Genomic DNA, 18,462 nt, shown 5'->3' with positions numbered 1-18,462 from the left:
GGGCTGGCCCTATGGGCTCCCGGCAGGCCGCAGCGGTTGCCGCCTCCCGCGTCGGCTGGTAAACGCCGCGCATGGCCGAGAAACCCAAAAAACCCCAGAAACTGAAGGCGCGCCTGCCGCGCGGGCTCGAAGATCGCGATCCCGCCGCGATCCGGGCGACGCGCGAGATGGTCGAGAAGATCCGCGCCGTCTACGAGCTCTACGGGTTCGAGCCCGTGGAAACGCCGGCGATGGAATACACCGATGCGCTCGGCAAGTTCCTGCCCGACCAGGACCGCCCGAACGAGGGCGTGTTCTCGTTCCAGGACGACGACGAGCAGTGGATCAGCTTGCGCTACGATTTGACCGCACCGCTCGCGCGTTACGTCGGCGAGCGATACGGGACCGACGGTCTGGTCCTGCCCTACCGCAGCTACCGCGTCGGCTATGTGTTCCGCAACGAGAAACCCGGCCCCGGCCGCTTCCGCCAGTTCATGCAGTTCGATGCCGACACGGTCGGCTCGGCGACGCCGGCGGCGGATGCCGAGATCTGCATGATGGCCGCGGACACGATGGAGGCGCTTGGTATTGCGCGCGGCTCCTATGTCGTGAAGGTCAACAACCGCAAAGTGCTCGACGGCGTTCTGGAAGCCATCGGGCTTGGCGGCGACGAGAACGCCGGGCGCAGGCTGACCGTGCTGCGCGCGATCGACAAGCTGGACAAGTTCTCCGCCGACGAAGTGCGCAAGCTGCTCGGTCCCGGACGATGGGATGGCGGCGAAGAAGGCAAGGGCGACTTCACGAAAGGCGCCAATTTGAGCCCGGCGGAGGCTGATGTTGTTCTCGCCATCACCAAACCGCGCGACGATTGGAAAGACGCGATCGCCGCGGCGGAAACCTACCTCGCCAAGAGCGAGATTGGTCAGGCCGGCGTAAGCGAGCTGGAAGAGATTGCCAAGCTGGTCACGGCGTCGGGTTACGGCGCAGACCGCATCAAGATCGATCCCTCCGTCGTGCGCGGCCTCGAATATTATACCGGCCCCGTCTACGAGGTCGAACTCCTGCTCGAGACCAAGGACGAGAAGGGCCGCCCGGTGCGCTTCGGCTCGGTCGGTGGCGGCGGACGTTACGACGGCCTCGTCTCGCGCTTCCGCGGCGAGCCGGTGCCGGCGACCGGGTTCTCGATCGGCGTGTCCAGGCTCCAGGCCGCGCTGACGCTGCTCGGCAAGCTCGACACGCGGCCCGAATTCGGCCCCGTCGTTGTCACCGTGTTTGATCGCGATCGTGTCGCCGACTACCAGAAGATGGTGGCGTCCTTGCGCGCTGCCGGCATTCGTGCCGAGCTCTATCTCGGCAATCCCAAGAACATGGGCAACCAGCTCAAATATGCCGACCGCCGCAACTCACCTTGCGTGATCATCCAGGGCTCGGACGAAAAGGCGCGCGGCGAGCTGCAGATCAAGGATCTGATCGAAGGCGCCAAGGCCGCCGCCGCGATCGCCTCCAACCAGGAGTGGCGCGAGAGCCGCCCGGCGCAGTTCTCGTGCAGCGAAGCCGACCTCGTCGCAAAGGTGCGCGAAGTCCTGGACCGCCATGACGTAAAGTGGGGATAGCCATTCCGGAAGGCCGTCACGCCCGGGCTTGTCCCAGGCATCCACGTCTTGTTTGATGGCGACCGTCAATGGCCGGTGTTCGGCCGCAAGGGAGAGAACGATGCCTGAGATTACCGTCAGCATGGCCGAAGGCCGCACCGACGAGCAGAAGGCCGGCATGATGCGCGACATCACCCAGGCCCTGGTGAAGAATCTCGGCGTCGATGCCGATGCCGTCGTCATCCAGATCAACGAAGCCCCGCTCCGCCACAAGATGAAGGGCGGCAAGACCTTTGTTGAGCGCGCGGCGGCTGCGAAGAAGTAGCCAGCGCTATATCGGCAGTCTCCACTGTCGTCCCCGCGAAAGCGGGGACCCATAACCACAGGAAGTGGTTGTGGGGGCGAGCTGGTAACTCCGAGTCTTCGCCAAACTCGGTCGTGTGGTTATGGGTCCCGGATCTGCGCTTCGCTTGTCCGGGACGACACTGAGCAAGCCCCATGGACGCACGCGACTTCATCAAGGTCGGCATGAGCGCCGAGCGCACGCTGGTGGTGCCGGCTGAGCGCACGGTCGGGCATTTCGTGCCCGGCATGCCCATGGTCTATGCGACGCCGATGATGATTCTGGAGATGGAGATGACGTCGGGCGATGCGATCCGCGCCGCGCTGCAGCCGGGCTGGGTCACCGTCGGCACCGAAGTCGATATCCGCCATCTCGCAGCCGCTCTCGTCGGCGCAACCGTGCGGACCACCGCGAAGGTGGTCGCGGTCGAGCGCCGCGTCATCCGCTTCGAGGTCGAGGCGTTCGAGGGCACGCGCAGGCTCGGCGAGGGCCGCCACGCGCGCGGGCTCGTCAATGTCGAGATGTTCAACAAGCGGCTAGCCGCAGGCTCGAAACTGTAGTCGTAGGGTGGGCAAAGGCGCGAAGCGCTGTGCCCACCATCCTTTCGGGATCGCGAACGAAGTTGGTGGGCACGCTTCCGCCTTCGCTCGTCGAGCTTCGGCGGACAAGTCGCTTTGCCCACCCTGCGAGACCTCACTACTTCGCCAGTTCCTTCGACCGCTTCGTCGCGGCCGCGATCGCGCGGATCATCAGATCGCGCAGGCCCGGCTCATCCATCAGCACACCGAGTGCCGCGGCGGTGGTGCCGCCCGGCGAGGTGACGTTCTGGCGCAACGTGCTGGAGGGAAGCTCCGACTGATGCAGAAGCTCACCAGAGCCGGCGACGGTTTCGCGTGCGAGCTTCGTCGCCAGCGCCTCGGGCAGTCCGGCCTCGACGCCAGCGCGCGCGAGCTCTTCGGCGAGCAGGAACACATAGGCGGGGCCTGAGCCGGAGACGGCAGTCACTGCATCCATCAGGCCTTCATCCTCGACCCATTCGACCGAGCCGGTGGCGCGCAGCAGCGCATCGGCCACCGCGCGCTGAGCGGCACTGACGTTCTTCGCGGCGACAGCGACCGTGATGCCGCGACCGATCGCGGCCGGCGTGTTCGGCATCGCGCGCACCACGACGCCACCGCAGACCTCTTCGAGCGATGCGATTGTGGTTCCCGCCATGATCGAGACCACCGAGGTCTTGTCCGAGACGAATTGCTTCAGCCTGGCGCCGGCCTCGCGGAACATCTGCGGCTTCACCGCGACGACCAGAGTCTCGACCGTGCCGACGGTCCTGACATCGGGATTGAGCATAACGCCGTTAGCGGCCAGCGCGGTGATCTCAGATGAGATGTGGGGATCGATCACCGCGACGCGGCGCGGGTCGAGTCCGCCCGAAAGCCATCCGGTCAGCATCGCGCCGCCCATCTTGCCGGCGCCGGCGAGGAGGATGGTGCCGGTGATGTTCTTGAGAGTGCTGCTGTCTGCCACTGTGGTCACCACAAACATAGGTGTCGTCCCGGCGAAGGCCGGGACCCATAACCACATGCGGTTCTAGTGGATGGAGGGCGGAGCAACAAGCATCGCGCGATACGGAGAAATCACGCGGTCTGGGGTCCCGGATCTGCGCTCCGCTTGTCCGGGACGACGCTGAGGAGGGCGCGCGAGCCCCTCACTATCTTGGAGAGAGGCCTTACGCCTCTCCCACCGTGTCGAACATCGCCGCGTCCATCGCCTGCGCGGTGGTCTTGCCCGCCCACACCACGAACTGGAACGCCGGAAAGTAGCGCTCGCAGGCGTCGATGGCGCCGGCGAGCATGGCTTCGCATTGCGCGGTCGAGGCGGTGAGCCCGCCCGGTAGCACCAGCGCCTGGCGGTGCATGATCATGCCGGTGTTGGTCCACAGGTCGAAATGGCCGACCCACAACTGCTCATTGACCGCGGCGACCAGCCGTTGCACTTCGTTCCGCCGCGCAACCGGAATCTTCATGTCGAAGGCGCAGGCGAGATGCAGCGCCTCGATCTCGCCCATCCAGGTGAAGGAGATCTGATAGTCGGTCCATTGTCCCTTGGAGACAATCGTGAGCTCGTCTTCGCCGGAGCGTTCGAACGGCCAGTTGTTGCTGGCAGCGATGTCCTCGACCACCGCGAGCGGGTGATTTCTGGAATCGATAGTGCCTTCGAGCAGGGACATTCCGTCTCGACCTCTTGCCTTCTTGTTGTCTTTGATACGCACCCGGTCGGCCCGGCGCGCTCCCTCAACGTCGCTGTCGCGATCCCCTCGGATCAGCGCGAGCCTGTCGCGGATCAAGTGATGTGATTTGCGGAATCTGCGCAACTGGCTGCCGAGTCCGTCCACAAGCCAGGACTCGTTCGTCCACAGCTCATCTCCGCCACAATTCTTAACGAATGAGAACAAATCGGAATCGGATTCGCCGATGACGCGCCAATCGTTAATTCCGCCGGGCGAGGCCACACCCGTCATGGCGGTATGGGACCATGCGGTTTTTCATGCGGAACGCGCTTGCTGCGGCCGCCGGGCGGCGTCATATTTCCGGTCAGGCCGTTCATCCCGGGCGGCCGATGTTCTCAGGGCGGGGTGAAAGTCCCCACCGGCGGTAAGGGTCGCAAGGCCCAAGCCCGCGAGCGCCTTCCCCCAGGAATCTTCCTGAAAAGGAATTTTGCCGAAGGGAAGGGTCAGCAGATTCGGTGCAACTCCGAAGCCGACGGTTAAAGTCCGGATGAAAGAGAACGGTCGGTGGCAGACGCATCGCAAGGTGCGGCTGCTTGTCGTTCCGTGTGCCCTGATTCTGGTCCTTTGAAAGAAAGCCATGAATCAGATGTTGCAAGACCCCCAAACCGAAACTTCCGAAGTCACCCAACCGCCGGTTCCGCAGGATCCGGCACCCGAGCATCCGCGCTTCGCGAAACCGCAGCGGGTGGCTTTCGTGCAGGCCTGCTGGCACCGCGACGTGGTCGAGGAGGCCCGCATCGCCTTCGTGAAGGAGGCAGCCGCGCGTCACCTCAATCATGTCGACGTGTTCGAGGTGCCGGGCTCGTTCGAGATCCCGCTGCATGCGCAGATCCTCGCCAAGACGCGGCGCTACACCGCGATCGTCGCGGCGGGCCTCGTCGTCGACGGCGGCATCTACCGACACGAGTTCGTCGCCGACACCGTGATCAAGGCGCTGATGGACGTGCAGCTGCGCACCGAGGTGCCGGTGTTCTCCGCGGTGCTGACGCCGCAGCAATTCCACGAGACCGAGGTGCACTACGACTTCTTCCGCAGGCATTTTGCGATCAAGGGCGTCGAGGTGGCGGAAGCCTGCGCCAACACGCTGCTCGGGCTTGAGCGCCTGCGCGGTCAGGTCGCGGCGGGCATCGTGTAGCCGTCCGCTCACACGCCGCTGATTGTCAATCCCGCCGCCGTCCCTATAAAGTCGGCGGCGGGAGGAGGCCGTGCCGTGGAGACGGGCGGCCGACAAGATCATGTTCGAAGGACACGATCCCTATCTCGTCGCGCTCTCTGTGGCGATCGCGAGTCTGGGTGGCTATACCGGCTTTGCGCTTGCTGCTCGCATCCGCAACACGCCCGGCGTCAGCAACCGCGTTCTGCTCGCGGGTGCGGCAGCGTTTCTGGCCGTCGGCATCTGGACCATGCACTTCGTCGGCATGCTGGCTGCGCCGCTGCCGCCCGACACCGTCTATCTCGTCCTGCCCACCATCATCTCGTTCCTGATCTGCGCGCTGGTGGTCGGCATCTCCTTGTTCTTTGTCTCGATCGGCGAGCCATCCCTGAAGCGGGTGGCCTCGTCGGCCGTTTTGCTCGGCGTCGGCATCGCCAGCATGCATTATGTCGGCATCCACGGCCTCGCCGGTCATTTCGGTATCGTCCACGACCGGACCATGGTGCTGCTCTCGGTCGTGGTCGCGATCGTCACCGCCTATGGTGGCCTGCGCGCCTTCCTGGCGCAGCAGGAAGGCATCCGGCTGATCGTCAGTTCGGTTGCGTTCGGCATCGCTGTCTCCGGCATGCATTACACAGCCATGCTGGGCATGCATTTCGAGCCGCTGACCGGGGCTGCGCATCACCATGCCGGCGGCGGTCTTGCCGCGTCGCAGCAAATCCTGTCGATCGTCGTTGCGGTGCTGTGCTTCGTCATCGCAGCCGGCTTCCTGCTGTCGCTGGTTCCCGATCAACGGCGTCAGGCGTCGAACTCTGTTGCTGCCGAACCGGCTGCTTCGCCGGTCGCGGCCGCCGCCATCGAACTGATCGCAGCGCCGGCTGCAGCTCCACGCCCGGTGGCGCCGCTCGGCGGTCTCGGCCAGCCGCCCCGCGCGCCGGTTCCCCGGTTGCCGGTCGAGAGCGCCGACGGCACGCACTTCATCGAGACAGCCAATGTCCGCAGCGTGCGGGCCGATGCGCATTACACCCGTGTCCATGACGGCACCCGCGAGCGAATGTGCCCCTGGTCGATCTCGGAGGCCGAGGCTCAGCTCGATCCCTCGCTGTTCCTGCGGGTGCACCGCAGCCATATCGTCGCGATCCCCCATGTCGCGCTGGTCCGGAGAGAGGGGGATGGCGCCGTGCTCGAACTCGACGGCCCGTCGCCGCACCGGGTCCCGGTCAGCCGGGCCAAGATAGCCGAGGTGAAGGCGCGGCTGGGGCTGGCGAACCGGCGGCAGGCGTAGGACTCAAACCACACGGGAAGTGCTCGCCCTTACCCTCCCCTAGAGGGGGAGGGTCGATCGCGCGCGGCGCGAGCGGAGGGTGGGCATCCTGCGCCATAGGTCGTTGTCTCTGTCGCAGTTCGTGCTCTTCCAGCCGCATCTCGTGCGAAAAACCTGGATTTGTGCCCGAATAGTTGCGGCGGCCCCAACGCAAGAGTGAGCCTCCCCCCAACGTCCGCGCCGTCACGCGCAAAGGACGACGAGGAGGAGATGATGATCCCAGGCTCATTCAGTTATCACCGGCCGGCGAGTGTCGCCGATGCCGTCAAGCTATTGTCAGACCTCGGCGAGGATGCCCGGCCGCTGGCCGGCGGGCACAGCCTGGTGCCGATGATGAAGCTTCGGCTCGCCACACCCGCCCATCTGATCGACCTGCACGGCATCGCCGCCCTCAAGGGCATCAGCCGCGACGGCAACAATCTGGTCATCGGTGCGATGACCACCCAGCACGAGTTGCTGGCCTCGGACGACGTCGCCAAGTCGATGCCGATCCTGCATGAAGCGGCACCGCTCATCGCCGACCCGCAAGTGCGCTACCGCGGCACGATCGGCGGCAATGTCGCCAATGGCGATCCCGGCAATGACATGCCGGCGCTGATGATGACCTTGGGGGCAACCTATCGCCTCGAAGGCCCGGGTGGCTCCCGCGACGTCGCGGCGGCCGATTTCTACCAGGGCGCCTATTTCACCGCGCTCGAGCCTGGCGAAATCCTCACCTCAGTCTCGGTTCCCGTGCCGGCAGCCGGCCACGGCTACGCCTACGAAAAGCTCAAGCGCAAGGTCGGTGATTACGCGACTGCCGCTGCCGCCGTCGTCCTCACCATGTCCGGCGGCAAGGTCGCGACCTGTGCGATCGGGCTGACCAACGTCCACGAGACGCCGCTGCTCGCCGCTGATGCCGCCAAGGCCGTGATCGGCACCAGCCTTGATGCAGCCACGCTCAAGAAGGCGGCTGCCGCCGCCGAAGCGATCATGGCGCCAGCCGCGGATGCCCGCGGCCCGGTCGAATACCGAAAACATGTCGGCGGCATCATGGTGACGCGCGCGCTGCAGCGCGCCGCCGCTGTCGCGAAATAAGGGAGAGGGATCGATGGCTAAAACACACGTCACCATGAAGGTGAACGGCGCCGAGGTCGAAGGCCTCGTCGAGCCGCGCACGCTGCTGGTGCATTTCATCCGCGAGAATCTGCAGATGACCGGCACCCATATCGGTTGCGAGACCACGCATTGCGGCGCCTGCACCGTCGACATCGACGGCATGTCGGTGAAGTCCTGCACCATGTTCGCGGTGCAAGCCCAGGGGAGCGACATCACCACGGTCGAAGGCATGGCCAATGCCGACGGCACGCTATCGGCCCTGCAGGAAGGCTTCCGCATGATGCACGGCCTGCAATGCGGCTTCTGCACGCCCGGCATGATTGTCCGCGCGCATCGGCTGCTGAAGGAAAATCCCTCGCCGAGCGAGCCGGAAATCCGCATGGGCATCTCCGGCAACATCTGCCGCTGCACCGGCTACCAGAACATCGTCAAAGCCATTCAATACGCCGCCGCAAAAATCAACGGCGTGGAATTCCAGGAGGCCGCAGAATGAACGACCTCACTCCCACGCGGGAACAACGTACCGCCGCACTCGAAGGCATGGGCTGCAAGCGCAAGCGCGTCGAGGACATCCGCTTCACCCAGGGCAAGGGCAATTACGTCGACGACGTCAAGCTGCCCGGTATGCTGCATGGCGACTTCGTCCGCTCGCCGCACCCGCATGCGCGCGTCAAGAAGATCGACGACAGCGAGGCGCTGAAGGTGCCGGGCGTGCTCGCGGTCATCACCGCGGAGACGCTGAAGACGGTGAATCTCGCCTGGATGCCGACGCTCGCCGGCGACGTGCAGATGGTGCTGGCCGACGGAAAAGTGCTGTTCCAGAACCAGGAGGTCGCCTTCGTCGTCGCCACCGACCGCTATGCCGCCGATGACGGCATCAACAAGGTGATCGTCGAATACGAGCCGTTGCCGCCGCTGGTCGATCCCTTCAAGTCGATGGACAAGGATGCGCCGGTGTTGCGCGAGGACCTCGTCGGCAAGATGTCCGGTGCCCATGGCCCGCGCAAGCACGACAACCACATCTTCGAGTGGACCGTCGGCGACAAGGAGCTGACCGACGCCGCCTTCAACAAGGCCGAGGTCAAGATCAAGGAGATGATCTCCTATCACCGCACCCATCCGTCGCCGCTGGAAACCTGCCAGTGCGTCTGCTCCTTCGACAAGATCAAGGGCGAGCTGACGATCTACGGCACCTTCCAGGCCCCGCACGTGATCCGCACGGTGGTTGCGCTGATCGCAAAGCTGCCGGAGCAGAAGATCCACGTGATCGCGCCCGATATCGGCGGCGGCTTCGGCAACAAGGTCGGCGCCTATCCCGGCTATATCTGTGCGGCGATGGCCTCCATCGTCACCGGCAAGCCGGTGAAATGGGTCGAGGACCGCATCGAGAACCTGACCGCGACCTCGTTCGCGCGCGACTATCACATGACCACCGAGATCGCCGCGACCAAGGACGGCAAGGTGACGGGCCTGCGTGTGCACGTGCTCGCCGATCACGGCGCGTTCGACGCCTGCGCCGACCCGTCGAAATGGCCGGCCGGCTTCTTCAACATCGTCACGGGATCCTACGACTTCCCGACCGCGCATCTGGCTGTCGACGGCGTCTACACCAACAAGGCGCCCGGCGGCGTCGCCTACCGTTGCTCGTTCCGCGTCACGGAGGCCGCCTACTGCATCGAGCGCGCCATGGATATTCTGGCGCAGAAGCTCAACATGGATCCCGCTGAACTCCGGCTGAAGAACTTCATCAAGCCGGAGCAGTTCCCCTATCATTCGGCGCTCGGCTGGGAATACGATTCCGGCGACTACCACACCGCCATGCGCAAGATGATGGAGACGACCGGCTACGCCGCGCTCCGGAAAGAGCAGGCGGAGAAGCGTGCCGCGTTCGCGCGGGGCGAGACCCGCGAGATCATGGGGCTCGGTATCTCCTTCTTCACCGAGATCGTCGGTGCTGGCCCGTCGAAGAACTGCGACATCCTCGGCATCGCGATGTTCGATTCCTGCGAGATCCGCATGCATCCGACCGGTGCGGGCATCGCGCGCATGGGTACCAAGAGCCAGGGCCAGGGTCACGAGACCACCTGGGCCCAGATCATCGCCACCGAGATCGGCATTCCCGCCGACAACATCATGGTGGAGGAGGGCAATACCGACACCGCGCCTTACGGGCTCGGCACCTACGGTTCGCGCTCGACACCGGTGGCGGGCGCCGCGATTGCGATGGCTGCGCGAAAGATCAAGGCCAAGGCGCAGATGATCGCGGCCTACAAGCTCGAAGTCCATGAGGACGATCTCGAATTCGACATCGACGGCTTCCGGGTGAAGGGCCTGCCGGAGAAGTTCATGTCGATGAAGGACATCTGCTGGGCAGCGTACAATTCGGTGCCGCCAGGCATGGAGCCGGGGCTGGAGGCGGTCAGCTATTACGATCCACCCAACATGACCTATCCGTTCGGCGCCTATCTCTGCGTGATGGACATCGACGTCGATACCGGCGTGTACAAGGTCCGGCGCTTCTATGCGCTCGACGATTGCGGCACCCGCATCAACCCGATGATCATCGAGGGCCAGGTGCATGGCGGCCTCACCGAAGCCTTCGCCATCGCGATGGGCCAGGAGATCCGCTACGACGAGGTCGGCAACGTCGTCACCGGCTCGTTCATGGACTTCTTCATGCCGACCGCGGTGGAGACGCCGCATTGGGAAACCGACTTTACCGTCACCCCGTCGCCGCATCACCCGATCGGCGCCAAGGGCGTCGGCGAAAGCCCGAATGTCGGCGGCGTGCCGGCCTTCTCCAACGCCGTTAACGACGCGTTCTCGTTCCTGGGCTCCACGCACATCCAGATGCCGCACGATTTCTGGCGCAACTGGAAAGCGGCGAAGGATCTGGGAGCGGTGGCGTAGTGTTTTGATCTCGTCGTTCCGGGGCGCCCGAAGGGCGAACCCGGAATCTCGAGGTTCCGGGTTCGATGCTGACGCATCGCCCCGGAACGACGGAGGCTTCATGAAAAACCGAGACGAAATCGCGCAAGCCTTGGCCGCATCGGGCTACATCGCCGATGCGGATCTCGCGACCGCGATCTCGCTGATGCAATTGTTGCGGCGTCCGCTGCTGCTCGAAGGCGAGGCGGGCGTCGGCAAGACGGAAGTGGCGAAAGCGCTTGCAAAAGTGCACGCGACGGAGCTGATCCGGCTGCAATGCTACGAAGGCCTCGACCAGTCCTCCGCGCTCTACGAATGGAACTACCAGCGCCAGCTGCTGGCGATCCAGGCCCATCGCGGCACGGACAGCATCGAGGACCAGGTCTTCTCGGAAAAATACCTGCTGGAGCGTCCGCTGCTTGCCGCGATCCGCCGCGCACAGGCGCCGGTGCTGCTGATCGATGAGATCGACCGCGCCGACGACGAGTTCGAGGCCTTCCTGCTGGAGCTGCTGTCGGACTTCCAGGTCTCGATCCCCGAGCTCGGCACGATCGCGGCCGTTACGATCCCGCATGTCGTGCTGACCTCGAACGGCACGCGCGAGCTGTCCGACGCGTTGCGCCGGCGCTGCCTCTATCATTATGTCGACTATCCCGACGTCGACCGCGAGACCCGCATCATCCTGGCGCGCGTCACGGGCGCCAGCCCGTCGCTGTCGCTTCAGATCGCGCGCATGGTCGAGGGTGTGCGCAAGGAGGAGCTGCGAAAAGTCCCGGGCGTGGCGGAGACGCTGGATTGGGCGGCAGCGCTCGTCGGCCTCGACGTAACCAATCTTCACGACGCGCCCGAGACTGTGCATGAGACGCTCGTCTGCCTGTTGAAGACTCACGAAGACCGCGCCCGTGTCACCCCCGAAGTGACGCAACGCCTGCTGGGGAAGGTCGCATGAGTTGCTGTGGTTCCAGCCCCGGATATGACGACCTCAGCGAGGTCTCCCGCCTCGTCTCCGCAAGGCTGGCCGCCTTCTTGCGCACGCTGCGCGAGGCCGGCTTCCGCGTCGGGCTCGCCGAGGGGCAGGATGCCGCGACGCTGATGTCGTCGGGCTATTCGGCACGGCCGGGTCTGCTGCGCGCGGCGTTCAAGCACCTGTTCTCGGCACGCAAATCCGACTGGGACAAGTTCGACGGTCTGTTCGACGCGTTCTGGTTGGGCAAGCGCGTGCGCTCGCGCTCCCGCACGATTGGATCGACACCGGGCGCCAGCAATCCCTCGCTGAAGAGCTTGCAGGATGCCGCGGCGGAGCAGGGCAGTCACCAGTCCGCCGTCGACCAGCTTCCGTCCTCCGACGGCGCACCGGAAGGCCGCTCCGGCGAGGGCCGCATGGAAGGTGCTTCACGCGCCGACAATCTTGCCGAGGTCGATTTCAGGAAGCTCAGCGATCCCGATCAGGTCGCACAGGCCCATGAAGCCGCAGCACAACTCGCCAGGGCGATGCGCACACGCCTGACCCGGCGCGATCTGGCGCGCCGGCGCGGCTACCGGCTTGATCTCCGCCGCACCATTCATCGCAACATCAGCCATGGCGGCGTTCCTATCAGCCTGGTGAGGCGGCAGCGCAAGGACAAGCCGCTGCGGCTCGTTGTGCTGCTCGATGCCTCTGGCTCGATGAGCATGTATACCGCCGTGTTCCTGCGCTTCATCCACGGCGTCCTCGACCAGTTCCGCGAGGCCGAAGCGTTCCTGTTCCACACGCGCCTCGCCTACGTCTCCGACGCGATGAAGGAGAAGGACGCCGGCCGCGCGCTCGACCGGCTCTCGATCATGGCGCAAGGCGCGGGTGGTGGCACCAGGATCGGCGAGAGCCTGCAAACCTTCAATCGCTGGCACGCAGCGCGCGTGATCCATTCGCGTAGCTGCGTGATGATCGTGTCCGACGGCTACGAGACCGGGGATGCCGCATTGCTTGGCCGCGAGATGGCGGCGTTGCACCGGCGCTGTCGCCGCATCGTCTGGCTCAACCCGATGATGGCGTGGGAAGGCTACACGCCCGAAGCCAGAGGCATCAAGGCGGCACTGCCGCATGTCGATCTCTACGCGCCCGCCAATTCGCTGCAAAGCCTGCGCGCGCTCGAACCCTATCTGGCGAAGCTTTGAGGAGGCTTCCGATGACCGCCCATGTCGAAGTACTCGATCTCGTTGCGCAGATGAAGGCGGCCGAGCGCGCCTTCGTGCTCGCGACGGTGGTGCGCACGGTGTCGGTGACCGCGGCGAAGGCTGGCGCCAAGGCGATCATCGCCGCCGACGGCACCATCGTCGCGGGTTGGATCGGCGGGGGCTGCGCCAAGGGTGCGGTGCTGAAGGCGGCGCGCGAGGCGCTCGCCGATGGCGAGCCGCGCATGGTCTCGGTGCAGCCGGAGAACCTGCTGGCCGAGCTCGGCGTCAGCGCAGGCGAGAGCCGCGACGGCATTCGCTTCGCCAGCAACATGTGCCCGAGCAAGGGAACCATGGACATCTTCGTCGAGCCGGTGCTGCCGCATCCCTCGCTCGTCATTCTCGGTGCGAGCCCGGTGGCGCTGTCACTTGCGGCGCAGGCGCGCGTGCTCGGTTATCACGTCACGCTCGCCGCGCCCGCTGCCGATCGCACGGCGCAGCCCGATGCCGATGCGGTCATCGATGGTTATCACCTCGGCGAGCTCAACGACGCAAAGCGCTTCGTCGTGGTCTCGACGCAAGGCAAGGGCGATGAAGCCGCCTTGCGTGCCGCGGTCGCGACCAAAGCCGACTACCACGCCTTCGTCGGCAGCCGCCGCAAGATGGCTTCGTTGCGCGCCAAGCTTCTCGCGGAAGGCACCAATGCCGCCGCGATCGACGATTTCAAGGCGCCGGCCGGGCTCGATCTCGGCGCGATCACGCCGGAGGAGATCGCAATGTCGATCCTCGCCGAGATCACCAGGGAACGCCGGCGTGGCCAGCGCGCGGCCAATCAAGCAGCAAGCAGAGAGTGAGACACCGATCATGCAGATGAACGACAGCCAGCGCATCCCCGCCTCGCGCGAACAGGTGTGGGCGGCGCTGAACGATCCCGCTGTGCTGAAGCAGTGCATCCCCGGCTGCCAGTCGCTTGAGGTGACCACGCCGAACGAGATGACCGCGACGGTGGTTTTCAAGGTCGGCCCGGTGAAGGCGACTTTCAGCGGCAAGGTGACGCTGTCCGATTTCGATCCGCCCAACAGTTACCGTATCTCAGGAGAGGGCTCCGGCGGCGTCGCCGGCTTCGCCAAGGGTGGGGCGGTGGTGCGGCTGGAATCCGAGAGTGCAGACGTGACGGTGTTGCATTACGAAGTCGATGCGCAGATCGGCGGCAAGCTCGCGCAGTTGGGAGCGCGGCTGATCAACTCGACCGCGACCAAGTTGGCCGGGGAATTCTTCAAGTCGTTTGCAGAGGTGGTGAGCGCGAAGGCCGAGGCGAGTTAGGTCTCGTAGGGTGGGCAAAGCGAAGCGTGCCTACGCATTTTTCGTGATCGAGAGAGCTCGTGGGCACGGTGCAATCGCGCCTTTGCCCACCCTACGGCAGCGCCGGTGTAGCAATCAGACTTCGTTCCGCTCCGGCTTGAGCAGCCGATAGTGCAGCCGCGCATAATTGCCGAGCCACCGGACCGCAGCATTGAGTCCAAGCGCGAGCAACGCGGCGAATCCCGCTCCCGTGGTGACCAGAGCGGCGCCTGCGAGCCCGCGCAGGATCAAATTGACGACGTGGCCGTCGCCAAAATGCTTGTAGACGCTGATCAGCAGTCCGATGCCGACGATCCCCAGTATGCACATCACGAAGGCAATCACGAGCAGGATGAGGAGAACGGCCAGCAGTAGCGGCAGCAGCAGGACAATGTCGACCACGGCGAGTCCACTGAGCGCGAACAGCGCGGCCGTGGAATTGCGGAACGAGTGATGGTTCTCCCACCGGCGTAGTCCCGTCTCGGCGCGCAATTCGCGCGCCAGCCGTCTGGGGTCACCAAGCGCGGAGGCGACCTCCTGCTCGGTCCGTCCCGAGGCGCGGGCCTCTTCGAAATGCGCGGCGTAGTCGGCGAGGATATCGTCGATCTCACGCGCGGGCATTCCCTGGAGCCCATCGGCGAGGATGTGAAGGAAGTCATCACGGCTCATTTGGCGTCTCCGAGGAGGCGATCCACAGCGTCTGAAAAATTTCGCCATTCGCGTTTCTGCGCGGTGAAGGCGGCGCGGCCGGCGGCCGTCAACCGATAATATTTGCGCGGCGGGCCGCTGCTGGATTCCTCCAGGCGGGTGTCGACCAGCCCGTCATCCTGCATGCGCCGCATCAGCGGATAAATCGTGCCTTCACCCATGCCGACGCCGGCCGACAGCGTGCTCGCGATCTCATAGGCATAGCTCTCGTCGCGCGCGAGCAGAGCGAGCACGCAGAGCTCCAGCGCGCCCTTCTTGAGCTGAACCTGATTCGACGAGTCGGCCATTTCCTCCTTGACTACACTGCTTCGAAGGGAGCTTATATAGCAAGGTACTGTGTATTACAAGGTACCTGTGAATACCCAATTCCGGAGGAGACGAGCTATGGCCCATCTGAATCGCCGTGATTTGCTGGCTGGTCTTAGTGCGAGTGTGGCCTTGTCATGTAGCTTCCCTTGGGCCAGGCCTGCCGTTGCCGCATCGTCGGATGTTGCCGAGCGGCTCGCCGCGCTCATGCAGGCTGGAAAGGCGCCCGGCTTGCATTCTCTCCTGGTGAGCCAGGGCGGCAAGCTCGTGTTCGAGCATTACGGGCAGGGGGCGGACGAGCGGTTGGGCGTCCCGCTCGGCGACGTCGTCTTTGGCCCCGACGTACTCCACGATCTGCGCTCCGTCTCCAAGAGCATCGTCGGTCTCGCTTATGGCATTGCGCTCGCCGAAGGTAAGGTGCCGCCGCCGGACGCAAAGCTCTACGCGCAGTTTCCGGAATATGCCGATCTCGCCGCGCAGCCCGGCCGCGACAAGCTCACGATCCATCATCTGCTCTCCATGACGCTCGGTCTCGATTGGGATGAGCTCACGATCGTTTACGGCGATCCACACAACGGTGAGACAGCAATGGAAGCCGCACCCGATCGCTATCGCTTCATTCTCGAGCGGCCGATCGTCGGTGAGCCCGGCGAGAAGTGGACCTATTGCGGCGGCGCTACAGCGCTGCTCGGCCGGCTGATTGCCAAGGGCACCGGCGTGGCGCTGCCGGCTTATTGCCGTCGCGTACTATTCGATCCCATGGGCTTTGGTCCGTCCGAGTGGAACGTCGGCCGCGATGGCGAGCCGCGCGCGGCGTCAGGCGCGCGTCTGCTGCCGCGGGACCTCGTCAAGATCGGACAGCTCATGCTGGCGGACGGTAGCTGGAATGGAAAGTCCGTCGTTCCGCCCGATTGGGTGAAGCGCGTGACGACGCCGGTCGTCCCGATCAGGGCCGGTCGCGATTACGGCTATCAGTGGTACATGGGCGAGATCGCTGCGCAGAGGCTGCGTTGGTTCGGTGGTATCGGCTGGGGTGGGCAGTATGTCTTCGTCATCCCCGCACGCGATCTTGTCGTCGTGATCCACTGCGGAAATTACCGGAGATCGGGCCAGGAACAGACGGCCGTGATGCTCGCGCTGATGAATGAGCTCGTGTTGCCGAGCTTTGCCTGAATCCCGTCACCCCAACGACACCCCCGCCTTGGCCCGGCTGATTCCCAGCGTCAGGATGCGCTGCAGGAGATCCGGATATTTGAGCCCTGCATGTTGGGCCGCCGTGGCGAACTCCTGGCTCTTGGCGATCTCGGGGTTGGGATTGGCTTCGATGAAATACGGCGTGCCGTCGGCGGCGAGACGAAAATCGATGCGTGCGTAGCCGTCGAGGCCAAGCGCCCGGTAGATGCGTTTCGCGGCGCGCTGGATGCGCGCGGTGACTTCGGGTGCGAGGTCCTTCGCCGGCCCGTCGACGATGCCGAGCTTCTCCTGATAGTCGGTGTCGTGCTTGGCCTTCTCCGTGGCGATGTGCCGTGATCTGCGCCCGCCCATGCTGCCGAATTTCAGTTCCCAAACCGGCAGGACGCGCAGCCGGTTGTTGCCGAGCACGCCGACATAAAGCTCGCGCCCCTCGATGAACTGCTCGGCGATGGCGGCGGATTCGACCCGCTCGTGGATGAAGGCGACCCGTTCCGCGAGCTTCTCGTCGGTGTCGACGATCGAGGCCTGCGAGATGCCGAAGGACCCGTCCATGTTCAGGCTCTTGACGATCAGCGGCAGCGCAAGGCGCGTCGGGCGTTTCACCTTGCGGCGCATCGGGAAGACGGCGAAGGCCGGCGCCGCGATCCGGCGGTGATGCACCAGCGTCTTGGACAAATCCTTGCCGCGCGCCAGGATCAGCCCGCGCGGATTGCACCCGGTATAGGGGACCTTCATCAGCTCGAGATAGCTGGCGATGTGCTGGTCGTAGGCGACGTTGTTGTGGAATTCCTCCAGCAACGTGAAGACCACGTGCGGCTTGAACTCTTCGATCGCCTCGCGCACCGGCTTGATTTCGTCCTGCGCGCCGAGGGCGCGAACCTCGTGGCCGGCCGCGCGCAAGGTGCTCACCACGTCGTATTCCGTTTTCCACGCGTTGATTTCCTGCGCGGTGTATCCGTCGCTTGAGTCCGGAGGCATGAAGTCCGGATGCATCAGCACCAGAATGCGTGAGCGTCTCATAGCGCGATCCATTTGCGCCGAGACGGGCCAAACAGCGCGTGCATCGTCTTGGCGGTCACGAGGACGGTGAAATCGAGAACGAGCTTTTGTTCGGGGCCGACGGCGCGCAGATCGAGCTCACGGCAGCGGGAGATCATGTCATCGAGCACGGCATCGAGCGTGAGCTGGTTCTCGCCCGTCCACCGCGCGACCAGTTGCCTGATCTGGGCGCGGTGGCGCCTGATCAGGGCCGAAGCCGGCTTTGAGCGGTGATGCCGTGGATCGGCTGAAAACAGCCTGGAGAGGTCGCGGTCGTAGGTCTTCGGCGGCGTGAAGGCGTAGAACTCCTGCTTCTTCTTGTAATGGTCTTCGAGCGTCTGGCTGAGCCGGCCCAGCGTATCGACACGCTCTCGGGTCGTGATCAGCGGCCGCTTTCCCGCGATCTCGCTCATCAGCTCGTCGACATATTCGAGTTTCTTCAGTGCGGGCCAGCCGGCGTAACGCGTCCGCCAGTTCGAGCGCGGCCGCAGCCACACCGCAAAGGTCTCGGCGAAATCTTCATCCGGATGGCTCTGCGCGTACCACAGCCGGAGATGCTGGACGTAGCGCCTGCTGGCAGGATTGGGCCGGTAGTAGCGCGGGTAGTGTTTCGACGACGGGCCGAACAGCTGCTGCCAGCGCCGGCGGCGCTGTAGCTGATAGCCGTGCTGCATGGCATGGCCGGCCTCGTGACGGAGGATGGCCATGCACTCGCGCCAAGTCCCGCCCTCGACGTCGAACATCATCTTCTTCTCGAGCTTCATCAGACGGGGATGGGCGAGATAGAAGGGGATGGCGATGCCCGGCACATCGCCCGGACTGAACCATTCGCTCGAGATCCATGTGTGCGGCCGCAGCCGGATGCCCCGCTCTTCGAGCTCCTCATGGAGCGTGCTGACGCAGTCCTCGAGCCAGGTGCCTTTGACCGTAACCCTCAGGCTGGAGAGGCGCTGCTTGAGCAACTCGTCATCCGACAGCTTCTCCCAGGCAAATTTCCGGCGCGGCATCAGGAATCCAGGG

Annotated in this window: 19 protein-coding genes and 1 riboswitch; of the genes, 13 read left to right on the top strand and 6 right to left on the bottom strand. The window is 64.8% G+C overall.

Annotated features, from left to right (window positions below; translation table 11 throughout):
* The first annotated feature begins 71 nt into the window (after positions 1–71).
* From hisS to AB7008_RS43825, 3 genes are all read left to right on the top strand, one after another.
* A complete protein-coding gene (gene hisS, locus AB7008_RS43835) occupies positions 72–1,592 on the top strand; it encodes a histidine--tRNA ligase (protein WP_441260889.1) in 1,521 nt (506 codons plus the stop codon).
* Positions 1,593–1,647: 55 nt separating this feature from the next.
* Positions 1,648–1,896: a tautomerase family protein gene (locus tag AB7008_RS43830; protein WP_071909549.1), complete on the top strand. Its 249-nt coding sequence runs from the start codon at positions 1,648–1,650 to the stop codon at positions 1,894–1,896.
* Positions 1,897–2,069: 173 nt separating this feature from the next.
* Positions 2,070–2,474, top strand: a complete 405-nt coding sequence (locus AB7008_RS43825) for a thioesterase family protein (protein ID WP_282522016.1) — start codon at positions 2,070–2,072, stop codon at positions 2,472–2,474.
* 136 nt (positions 2,475–2,610) lie between these two features.
* Here AB7008_RS43825 and proC read toward each other — a convergent pair whose 3' ends face one another.
* Together proC and AB7008_RS43815 are read right to left on the bottom strand one after the other, a co-directional pair.
* Positions 2,611–3,456 carry a pyrroline-5-carboxylate reductase gene (gene proC, locus AB7008_RS43820; protein ID WP_441260888.1) on the bottom strand — a complete coding sequence of 282 codons (846 nt, stop codon included), beginning with the start codon at positions 3,454–3,456 and terminating at the stop codon, positions 2,611–2,613.
* Positions 3,457–3,640: 184 nt separating this feature from the next.
* Positions 3,641–4,141 carry a YbjN domain-containing protein gene (locus AB7008_RS43815; protein WP_441260887.1) on the bottom strand — a complete coding sequence of 167 codons (501 nt, stop codon included), beginning with the start codon at positions 4,139–4,141 and terminating at the stop codon, positions 3,641–3,643.
* A gap of 387 nt (positions 4,142–4,528) precedes the next feature.
* Positions 4,529–4,704: riboswitch (FMN riboswitch) on the top strand.
* Between the two features lie 74 nt (positions 4,705–4,778).
* On the opposite strand from AB7008_RS43815, the gene AB7008_RS43810 reads away from it, so the two are divergent.
* The 9 genes from AB7008_RS43810 (at position 4,779) to AB7008_RS43770 (ending at position 14,178) form a co-directional block, all read left to right on the top strand.
* Positions 4,779–5,336, top strand: coding sequence for a 6,7-dimethyl-8-ribityllumazine synthase (locus tag AB7008_RS43810; RefSeq protein WP_014491991.1), 558 nt, complete (start codon positions 4,779–4,781; stop codon positions 5,334–5,336).
* A 100-nt stretch (positions 5,337–5,436) separates the two neighbouring features.
* Entirely contained in the window at positions 5,437–6,639 is a 1,203-nt protein-coding gene (locus AB7008_RS43805) for an MHYT domain-containing protein (protein ID WP_041954053.1), read from the top strand.
* A gap of 252 nt (positions 6,640–6,891) precedes the next feature.
* Positions 6,892–7,755 carry an FAD binding domain-containing protein gene (locus AB7008_RS43800; protein WP_441260886.1) on the top strand — a complete coding sequence of 288 codons (864 nt, stop codon included), beginning with the start codon at positions 6,892–6,894 and terminating at the stop codon, positions 7,753–7,755.
* Between the two features lie 13 nt (positions 7,756–7,768).
* The gene (locus AB7008_RS43795; protein ID WP_441260885.1) at positions 7,769–8,269 is read left to right on the top strand and encodes a (2Fe-2S)-binding protein; all 501 of its coding nucleotides are present in this window, start codon (positions 7,769–7,771) and stop codon (positions 8,267–8,269) included.
* The gene (locus AB7008_RS43790) at positions 8,266–10,686 is read left to right on the top strand and encodes an aerobic carbon-monoxide dehydrogenase large subunit (RefSeq protein ID WP_441260884.1); all 2,421 of its coding nucleotides are present in this window, start codon (positions 8,266–8,268) and stop codon (positions 10,684–10,686) included. Before AB7008_RS43795 ends, AB7008_RS43790 begins: the two co-directional genes overlap by 4 nt.
* A gap of 100 nt (positions 10,687–10,786) precedes the next feature.
* Positions 10,787–11,653 (top strand): AAA family ATPase, encoded by an 867-nt coding sequence (locus AB7008_RS43785; protein ID WP_028157984.1) that lies wholly within the window; start codon positions 10,787–10,789, stop codon positions 11,651–11,653.
* Positions 11,650–12,858 (top strand): vWA domain-containing protein, encoded by a 1,209-nt coding sequence (locus tag AB7008_RS43780; protein ID WP_441260883.1) that lies wholly within the window; start codon positions 11,650–11,652, stop codon positions 12,856–12,858. Before AB7008_RS43785 ends, AB7008_RS43780 begins: the two co-directional genes overlap by 4 nt.
* An 11-nt stretch (positions 12,859–12,869) precedes the next feature.
* Positions 12,870–13,709 (top strand): XdhC family protein, encoded by an 840-nt coding sequence (locus AB7008_RS43775; protein ID WP_441260882.1) that lies wholly within the window; start codon positions 12,870–12,872, stop codon positions 13,707–13,709.
* 10 nt (positions 13,710–13,719) lie between these two features.
* Positions 13,720–14,178, top strand: coding sequence for an SRPBCC family protein (locus AB7008_RS43770; protein ID WP_441260881.1), 459 nt, complete (start codon positions 13,720–13,722; stop codon positions 14,176–14,178).
* 114 nt (positions 14,179–14,292) lie between these two features.
* Here the strand turns inward: AB7008_RS43770 and AB7008_RS43765 are convergent, their stop codons facing one another.
* Together AB7008_RS43765 and AB7008_RS43760 are read right to left on the bottom strand one after the other, a co-directional pair.
* Positions 14,293–14,865 (bottom strand): DUF1700 domain-containing protein, encoded by a 573-nt coding sequence (locus AB7008_RS43765; RefSeq protein WP_028157988.1) that lies wholly within the window; start codon positions 14,863–14,865, stop codon positions 14,293–14,295.
* Positions 14,862–15,191 (bottom strand): PadR family transcriptional regulator, encoded by a 330-nt coding sequence (locus AB7008_RS43760; RefSeq protein WP_304491547.1) that lies wholly within the window; start codon positions 15,189–15,191, stop codon positions 14,862–14,864. The genes AB7008_RS43765 and AB7008_RS43760 overlap by 4 nt, the downstream gene beginning before the upstream one ends.
* A gap of 145 nt (positions 15,192–15,336) precedes the next feature.
* On the opposite strand from AB7008_RS43760, the gene AB7008_RS43755 reads away from it, so the two are divergent.
* Positions 15,337–16,383, top strand: a complete 1,047-nt coding sequence (locus tag AB7008_RS43755) for a serine hydrolase domain-containing protein (RefSeq protein ID WP_441261285.1) — start codon at positions 15,337–15,339, stop codon at positions 16,381–16,383.
* Positions 16,384–16,389: 6 nt separating this feature from the next.
* Here AB7008_RS43755 and AB7008_RS43750 read toward each other — a convergent pair whose 3' ends face one another.
* A complete protein-coding gene (locus tag AB7008_RS43750; RefSeq protein WP_014492001.1) occupies positions 16,390–17,424 on the bottom strand; it encodes a D-alanine--D-alanine ligase family protein in 1,035 nt (344 codons plus the stop codon).
* Complete coding sequence (locus AB7008_RS43745; RefSeq protein ID WP_028157991.1) at positions 17,421–18,449, bottom strand: putative zinc-binding metallopeptidase; 1,029 nt, start codon at positions 18,447–18,449, stop codon at positions 17,421–17,423. The genes AB7008_RS43750 and AB7008_RS43745 overlap by 4 nt, the downstream gene beginning before the upstream one ends.
* Positions 18,450–18,462: the final 13 nt, after the last annotated feature.

It is taken from the genome of Bradyrhizobium sp. 521_C7_N1_3 (assembly GCF_052075975.1).
GTDB lineage: Bacteria > Pseudomonadota > Alphaproteobacteria > Rhizobiales > Xanthobacteraceae > Bradyrhizobium > Bradyrhizobium japonicum.
The sequence above is the reverse complement of the archived record's forward strand: the minus strand, read 5'-3'. Positions and strand labels throughout refer to the sequence as shown.

What these genes read in the sequence shown, in the direction of transcription:
- AB7008_RS43815 (WP_441260887.1), bottom strand. Translation starts at nt 4,141, where the DNA reads ATGTCCCTGCTCGAAGGCACTATCGATTCCAGAAATCACCCGCTCGCG.
- AB7008_RS43805 (WP_041954053.1), top strand. Translation starts at nt 5,437, where the DNA reads ATGTTCGAAGGACACGATCCCTATCTCGTCGCGCTCTCTGTGGCGATC.
- AB7008_RS43765 (WP_028157988.1), bottom strand. Translation starts at nt 14,865, where the DNA reads ATGAGCCGTGATGACTTCCTTCACATCCTCGCCGATGGGCTCCAGGGA.
- AB7008_RS43750 (WP_014492001.1), bottom strand. Translation starts at nt 17,424, where the DNA reads ATGAGACGCTCACGCATTCTGGTGCTGATGCATCCGGACTTCATGCCT.
- AB7008_RS43780 (WP_441260883.1), top strand. Translation starts at nt 11,650, where the DNA reads ATGAGTTGCTGTGGTTCCAGCCCCGGATATGACGACCTCAGCGAGGTC.
- hisS (WP_441260889.1), top strand. Translation starts at nt 72, where the DNA reads ATGGCCGAGAAACCCAAAAAACCCCAGAAACTGAAGGCGCGCCTGCCG.
- AB7008_RS43800 (WP_441260886.1), top strand. Translation starts at nt 6,892, where the DNA reads ATGATCCCAGGCTCATTCAGTTATCACCGGCCGGCGAGTGTCGCCGAT.
- AB7008_RS43785 (WP_028157984.1), top strand. Translation starts at nt 10,787, where the DNA reads ATGAAAAACCGAGACGAAATCGCGCAAGCCTTGGCCGCATCGGGCTAC.
- AB7008_RS43760 (WP_304491547.1), bottom strand. Translation starts at nt 15,191, where the DNA reads ATGGCCGACTCGTCGAATCAGGTTCAGCTCAAGAAGGGCGCGCTGGAG.
- AB7008_RS43770 (WP_441260881.1), top strand. Translation starts at nt 13,720, where the DNA reads ATGCAGATGAACGACAGCCAGCGCATCCCCGCCTCGCGCGAACAGGTG.
- AB7008_RS43790 (WP_441260884.1), top strand. Translation starts at nt 8,266, where the DNA reads ATGAACGACCTCACTCCCACGCGGGAACAACGTACCGCCGCACTCGAA.
- proC (WP_441260888.1), bottom strand. Translation starts at nt 3,456, where the DNA reads ATGTTTGTGGTGACCACAGTGGCAGACAGCAGCACTCTCAAGAACATC.
- AB7008_RS43745 (WP_028157991.1), bottom strand. Translation starts at nt 18,449, where the DNA reads ATGCCGCGCCGGAAATTTGCCTGGGAGAAGCTGTCGGATGACGAGTTG.
- AB7008_RS43775 (WP_441260882.1), top strand. Translation starts at nt 12,870, where the DNA reads ATGACCGCCCATGTCGAAGTACTCGATCTCGTTGCGCAGATGAAGGCG.
- AB7008_RS43825 (WP_282522016.1), top strand. Translation starts at nt 2,070, where the DNA reads ATGGACGCACGCGACTTCATCAAGGTCGGCATGAGCGCCGAGCGCACG.
- AB7008_RS43830 (WP_071909549.1), top strand. Translation starts at nt 1,648, where the DNA reads ATGGCGACCGTCAATGGCCGGTGTTCGGCCGCAAGGGAGAGAACGATG.
- AB7008_RS43810 (WP_014491991.1), top strand. Translation starts at nt 4,779, where the DNA reads ATGAATCAGATGTTGCAAGACCCCCAAACCGAAACTTCCGAAGTCACC.
- AB7008_RS43795 (WP_441260885.1), top strand. Translation starts at nt 7,769, where the DNA reads ATGGCTAAAACACACGTCACCATGAAGGTGAACGGCGCCGAGGTCGAA.